Below are 5461 nucleotides of genomic sequence, written 5' to 3'. Positions count from 1 at the left end.
GTCGAAGGGTGCGGCCGCCGCGTCCAGGTGCCCCGGGGCCTTGACGCTGCGCCGGGCCGAGCCGTCACCCATGGCCAGCACCCCCACGGGACCGGGGACGTCGGCCACCACGGCGGCCAGGTCCTCCGGCGCGGCGCCGACCCGGGCGCCGGCGTGCCCTGCGGCGTCCAGCAGTGCCGCCCCGACGGTGAGGGCCGGCGGCATGCGGCGGCCGCCGGGGCGCACCCTGCCGGACAGCGGCACCTCCACGTCGACGCCGAACCCGCGCAGGTCACCGGCGTCGCCGGGACCGAAGCGGCCCTCCGCGCCCGGCCCCACGACGACGACCAGCTCGGGCCGGGCGGCGAGCACCGCGGCCACCGCCTCGGCGCAGGCCGCGCGCAGCCCCGCCGTCTCCTCGGCCGCCCGCCCGGCGACCGCGGGGAGCAGCAGCGGCGGGCACGGGCAGAAGCCGACCGACACGGCTGCGGTCACCGGTCGGGCGGGGTTGCTGCTCACCGCAGCAGTGTCGCCGATGCGGCGTGGGACACTGCGGTGCGTGTCGAGCACGGAGAACCCCGGAGACGGGTCGCAGCAGGTCCCCCCGCCCGAGACGGCCGGTCCCGACGTGACCACCCCGGACGCCGCAACCCCTGACGCGGCCTCCGATGTCGTCGCCCCTGGTGCCGTGGCCGCCGACGCCGTCACGCCGGACGCCGCGACGCCCGGGGCGGAGACCCCCGCCGCCCCGACGCCCGGGGCGGAGACCCCCGCCGCCGGGACGCCCGACGCGGTGACCGCGGCCGCCGGGACCCCCGCCGCACCGACCCCCGAGGCGGCGGCGCTGCCCGACCCGACGGGCGACGGCGCCGCTAGGACCGTGCCCGAGGCGGCCACCCCGGCCGCGGTGCCGACGGCCCCGGCGGTGCACGTGGTGTCGGACCCCGCGCAGTGGGGCCGGGTCGACGAGGACGGCACCGTCTACGTCCGCACCGCCGACGGGGAGCGCGAGGTCGGCTCGTGGCAGGCCGGTGACCCCGCGGCGGGCCTGGCCCACTTCGCCCGCCGCTACGACGACCTGGCCACCGAGGTCTCGCTGCTCGAGGCGCGGCTCAAGGCGCACACCGGCAACCCGTCGGAGCTCAAGGCCAAGGCGCAGGCGCTGGCCGAGACCATCCCCACCGCGACCGCCGTCGGCGACCTCGACGGGCTGGCCGCGCGCGCCCAGGCGATGGTCGGGACGGCGGACTCCGCCGCCGCCGAGTCCCGCGCCGAGAAGGCCGCCGCCCGGGCCGCGCAGGTCGCACGCAAGGAGGCGCTGGCCGTCGAGGCCGAGCAGATCGCGGCCGAGTCGACCTCCTGGAAGGCCGCCGGCGACCGGCTCAAGGCGATCGTCGAGGAGTGGAAGACCATCCGCGGCATCGACCGCAAGACCGACGAGGCGCTCTGGACCCGGTTCGCCGCGGCCCGTGACGCCTTCGGCCGCCGGCGCGGCGCGCACTTCGCCGCGCTCGACGCGCAGCGCGGCGAGGCCCGCGCTGCCAAGCAGGAGCTCATCGCCGAGGCGCAGCGCCTGTCGACGTCGACCGACTGGGGCGCCACCAGCGCGGCGATGCGCTCGCTCATGGACCGCTGGAAGGCCGTCCCGCGCACCAGCCGCGACGGCGACGACGACCTGTGGAAGCAGTTCCGCGCCGCGCAGGACGTCTTCTTCACCGCCCGGTCGGAGTCGGACAAGGCCCGTAACAGCGAGCAGCTGGCCAACCAGCAGGCGAAGGAGGAGATCCTCGCCGAGGCCGAGAAGCTCGACCCGTCCGGCGACCTGCGGCAGGCCCAGAACGCGCTGCGCAAGCTGCAGGAGCGCTACGACGCCATCGGTCACGTGCCGCGCGGCGCCATGCGCCAGCTGGAGGACCGGATGCAGGCCGTCGAGCAGCGCATCCGCGGCGCCTCCGACGCCGGCCGGGCGCGCACCGCTCCGGAGAACCCGATGGTCACCTCGATGCGGGCCGCGGTCACCAAGGCCGAGGAGCAGCTGGCCAAGGCCGAGGCCGCCGGCAACGCCCGCCGGGTCGAGGAGGCCCGCGCCAACCTCGCGACCCGCCGGGAGTGGCTGGCCGAGGCGGAGAAGACCGCGTCCCGCCGGTAAGCCGTGGCCGCTGACCCCGTGCGCGGGGTCAGCAGCCGCCGGCCGGGGCGAGCGGTGCCGGGGCGCCGATGCGCGGCATGCCGAGCAGCACGCCGGGGGTCGTCGGCCGGGTGCCGGCCTCGGACGCGTCGCCGGCGCGGGTGCGCCGGTGCGACAGCAGCGGCCCGTCGGCGACGAGGTGGTGCGGGGCGGCCTGGGTGACGACGGTCTCGACGACGTCACCGGGCCGGACGCCGTCGGCCGCCGCGAAGTGCACGAGCCGGCCGTCGCGGGCCCGGCCGGACAGCCGCCCGGTGCGGGCGTCCTTGCTGCCCTCCCCCGCCGCGACCAGCAGCTCGACGGTCCGGCCGACCTGGGCGCGGTTCTCCGCCCAGCTGATCTCCTCCTGCAGCGCGGTCAGCCGCAGGTAGCGCTCCTGGACGACGTCCTTGGGCAGCTGACCCACCATCTCGGCGGCCGGCGTCCCGGGCCGCTTGGAGTACTGGAAGGTGTAGGCGCTGGCGAAGCGGGCCTGCCGCACCACCTCGAGGGTCTGCTCGAAGTCGGCCTCGGTCTCGCCGGGGAACCCCACGATGACGTCGGTGGTGATCGCCGCGTCGGGCATCGCCGCGCGCACCCGGTCGAGGATGCCGAGGTAGCGCTCCTGCCGGTAGGCGCGGCGCATCCGGCGCAGGACGTCGTCCGAGCCCGACTGCAGCGGCATGTGCAGCTGGTGGCAGACCGCCGGCGTCTCGGCCATCGCGGCGATGACGTCGTCGGTGAACTCGCGCGGGTGCGGGCTGGTGAACCGGATCCGCTCCAGGCCCTCGATCCGGCCGGCGGCGCGCAGGAGGCCGGCGAAGGCGCCCTGCTGACCGAACTCGACACCGTAGGCGTTCACGTTCTGGCCCAGCAGGGTCACCTCGAGCACGCCCTGGTCGACCAGCGCCTGCACCTCGGCGAGGACCTCGCCCGGACGGCGGTCCTTCTCCCTGCCGCGCAGCGCCGGGACGATGCAGAACGTGCACGTGTTGTTGCAGCCGACGCTGATCGACACCCAGCCGGAGTAGGCCGAGTCCCGCTTGGCCGGCAGCGTCGACGGGAAGACCTCCAGCGCCTCGGCGATCTCGACCTGCGCCTCGGCGTTGTGCCGCGCCCGCTCGAGCAGCGCCGGCAGCGAGCCGACGTTGTGCGTGCCGAAGACGACGTCGACCCACGGCGCGCGCCGCACGATCTCGCCGCGGTCCTTCTGCGCCAGGCACCCGCCGACGGCGATCTGCATGCCGGGGTGGGCGTCCTTGACCGGGCGCAGGTGGCCGAGGTTGCCGTAGAGCCGGTTGTCGGCGTTCTCCCGCACCGCGCAGGTGTTGAGGACGACGACGTCGGCGTCCTCCCCCTCGGCCGCGGCGGCGTAGCCGGCCGCCTCCAGCAGCCCGGAGAGTCGCTCGGAGTCGTGCACGTTCATCTGGCACCCGTACGTGCGCACGCGGTAGGTGCGCGGCGGGCTCTCGACCTCGGTTCCCATGGCTCCTGCGAGGGTACGGGCCGCGACCTTCGTTACTGCTTCGTGATGACCTCGGGACCTCCCCGTCCCCGGCCGGCCCTAGGGTTCCCCGGGTGACCAGCCAGCTCGCCGGAGGACCTCTCGTCCAGCTGACCGGCGTCAACAAGTGGTTCGGCGAACTGCACGTCCTGCAGGACATCGACCTGTCGATCGACCGCGGGGAGGTCGTCGTCGTCATCGGCCCGTCGGGCTCGGGCAAGTCCACGCTCTGCCGCACCATCAACCGGCTCGAGTCGATCGAGCAGGGCGAGATCTCCATCGACGGCCAGCGGCTGCCCGAGGAGGGCAAGCAGCTCGCCCGGCTGCGCAGCGACGTCGGGATGGTCTTCCAGAGCTTCAACCTCTTCGCCCACAAGACGATCCTCCAGAACGTCACTCTCGGCCCGACGAAGGTGCGCGGGCAGTCGAAGGCCGACGCCGAGAGGCGCGCCCGCGAGCTGCTCGACCGCGTCGGCGTCGGCGTCCAGGCCGACAAGTACCCGGCGCAGCTCTCCGGCGGTCAGCAGCAGCGCGTGGCCATTGCCCGCGCCCTGGCGATGGACCCCAAGGTCATGCTGTTCGACGAGCCGACGTCGGCCCTCGACCCGGAGATGATCAACGAGGTCCTCGACGTGATGATCTCGCTCGCCCGCGAGGGGATGACGATGATCGTCGTCACCCACGAGATGGGCTTCGCCCGCCGGGCGGCCAACCGGGTCGTGTTCATGGACGGCGGCCGCATCGTCGAGTCCGCCGACCCGGAGACCTTCTTCACCGCACCGCGCTCGGACCGGGCGCGCGACTTCCTGTCCAAGATCCTCAACCACTGACCCACCCACGGGAGGACACCCATGCGCAGCACCCGACGGTTCGCGGCGTTCGCCGCACTCGGCCTCACCCTCGCCGCCTGTTCGAGCGAGGCGGGCAGCCAGGCCGCGGACCAGGCCGAGAGCACCGCCGAGGTCCAGGAGGACGTCTCGTTCGAGCCCGGCACGACGATGGCCGAGTTGAACGAGGCCGGGAGCATCACCATCGGCACCAAGTACGACCAGCCCGGCTTCGGCCTGCTCAACCCGCAGAGCGGTGACCCCGAGGGCTTCGACGTCGAGATCGCCAAGATCGTCGCCGCCGAGCTCGGCATCGCGGAAGGCGACATCAGCTGGACCGAGACGGTGTCGGCCAACCGGGAGCCGTTCATCCAGAACGGCCAGGTCGACATGGTCGTGGCCACCTACACGATCAACGACGCCCGCAAGCAGGTCGTCGACTTCGCCGGGCCGTACTACGTCGCGGGCCAGGACATCATGGTCGCCACGGGCAACCCCGAGGGCATCCAGGGCCCCGAGGACCTCGCCGGCAAGACCGTCTGCTCGGTCGAGGGCTCGACCCCTGCGCAGAACATCCGGGACAACTTCCCGGAGGCCCAGTTGGTCACCTACGACGTCTACTCCAAGTGTGCCGACGACCTGGCCAACGGCAACGTCCAGGCGGTGACGACGGACAACGTCATCCTCACCGGCCTGGTCGCCGGCAACCCGGAGGGCTTCGAGCTGGTCGGCAACCCGTTCACCGAGGAGCCCTACGGCATCGGCCTCGAGCTCGGCGACACGGAGTTCCGCGACTTCATCAACGACGTCCTCGAGGAGTCCTTCGAGGACGGCCGCTGGGCCGACGCCTGGGACCGCACCGCCGGGCGGATCACCGGCGAGGAGGCTCCTGAGCCCCCGGCGGTCGACCGCTACTGAGTCCTCGCGGCTCCTGAGTCCGAGGCGCCGCCGGGGGGGGGCCCCCCCCCCCCCGCCCCCCCCCCC

The 5461-nt window shown here is 74.2% G+C and carries 5 protein-coding genes; 3 read left to right on the top strand and 2 right to left on the bottom strand.

What is annotated here, in order from left to right; genetic code table 11:
• Positions 1-498, bottom strand: a 498-nt coding sequence (locus ABQ292_RS25915; RefSeq protein ID WP_369210579.1) for a class III extradiol ring-cleavage dioxygenase family protein, incomplete at its 3' end; no start/stop codon positions are given.
• 40 nt (positions 499-538) lie between these two features.
• On the opposite strand from ABQ292_RS25915, the gene ABQ292_RS25910 reads away from it, so the two are divergent.
• Entirely contained in the window at positions 539-2128 is a 1590-nt protein-coding gene (locus ABQ292_RS25910) for a DUF349 domain-containing protein (protein WP_369210578.1), read from the top strand.
• 28 nt (positions 2129-2156) lie between these two features.
• On the opposite strand, the gene miaB is transcribed toward ABQ292_RS25910, so the two are convergent.
• Positions 2157-3632 carry a tRNA (N6-isopentenyl adenosine(37)-C2)-methylthiotransferase MiaB gene (miaB, locus tag ABQ292_RS25905; protein WP_369210577.1) on the bottom strand — a complete coding sequence of 492 codons (1476 nt, stop codon included), beginning with the start codon at positions 3630-3632 and terminating at the stop codon, positions 2157-2159.
• A 92-nt stretch (positions 3633-3724) separates the two neighbouring features.
• Here miaB and ABQ292_RS25900 point away from each other — a divergent pair, with 92 nt between their 5' ends.
• Together ABQ292_RS25900 and ABQ292_RS25895 are read left to right on the top strand one after the other, a co-directional pair.
• Complete coding sequence (locus tag ABQ292_RS25900) at positions 3725-4480, top strand: amino acid ABC transporter ATP-binding protein (protein ID WP_369210576.1); 756 nt, start codon at positions 3725-3727, stop codon at positions 4478-4480.
• Between the two features lie 21 nt (positions 4481-4501).
• Complete coding sequence (locus tag ABQ292_RS25895; protein WP_369210575.1) at positions 4502-5395, top strand: glutamate ABC transporter substrate-binding protein; 894 nt, start codon at positions 4502-4504, stop codon at positions 5393-5395.
• Positions 5396-5461 lie beyond the last annotated feature (66 nt).

It is taken from the genome of Geodermatophilus maliterrae (genome assembly GCF_041018925.1).
Taxonomy (GTDB): Bacteria; Actinomycetota; Actinomycetes; order Mycobacteriales; family Geodermatophilaceae; genus Geodermatophilus; species Geodermatophilus maliterrae.
Note: the sequence above shows the minus strand (reverse complement) of the source record. Positions and strands in the feature narration are given on the sequence as shown.

Coding starts and splice junctions, on each gene's coding strand:
- miaB (WP_369210577.1), bottom strand. CDS start 3,632: ATGGGAACCGAGGTCGAGAGCCCGCCGCGCACCTACCGCGTGCGCACG.
- ABQ292_RS25895 (WP_369210575.1), top strand. CDS start 4,502: ATGCGCAGCACCCGACGGTTCGCGGCGTTCGCCGCACTCGGCCTCACC.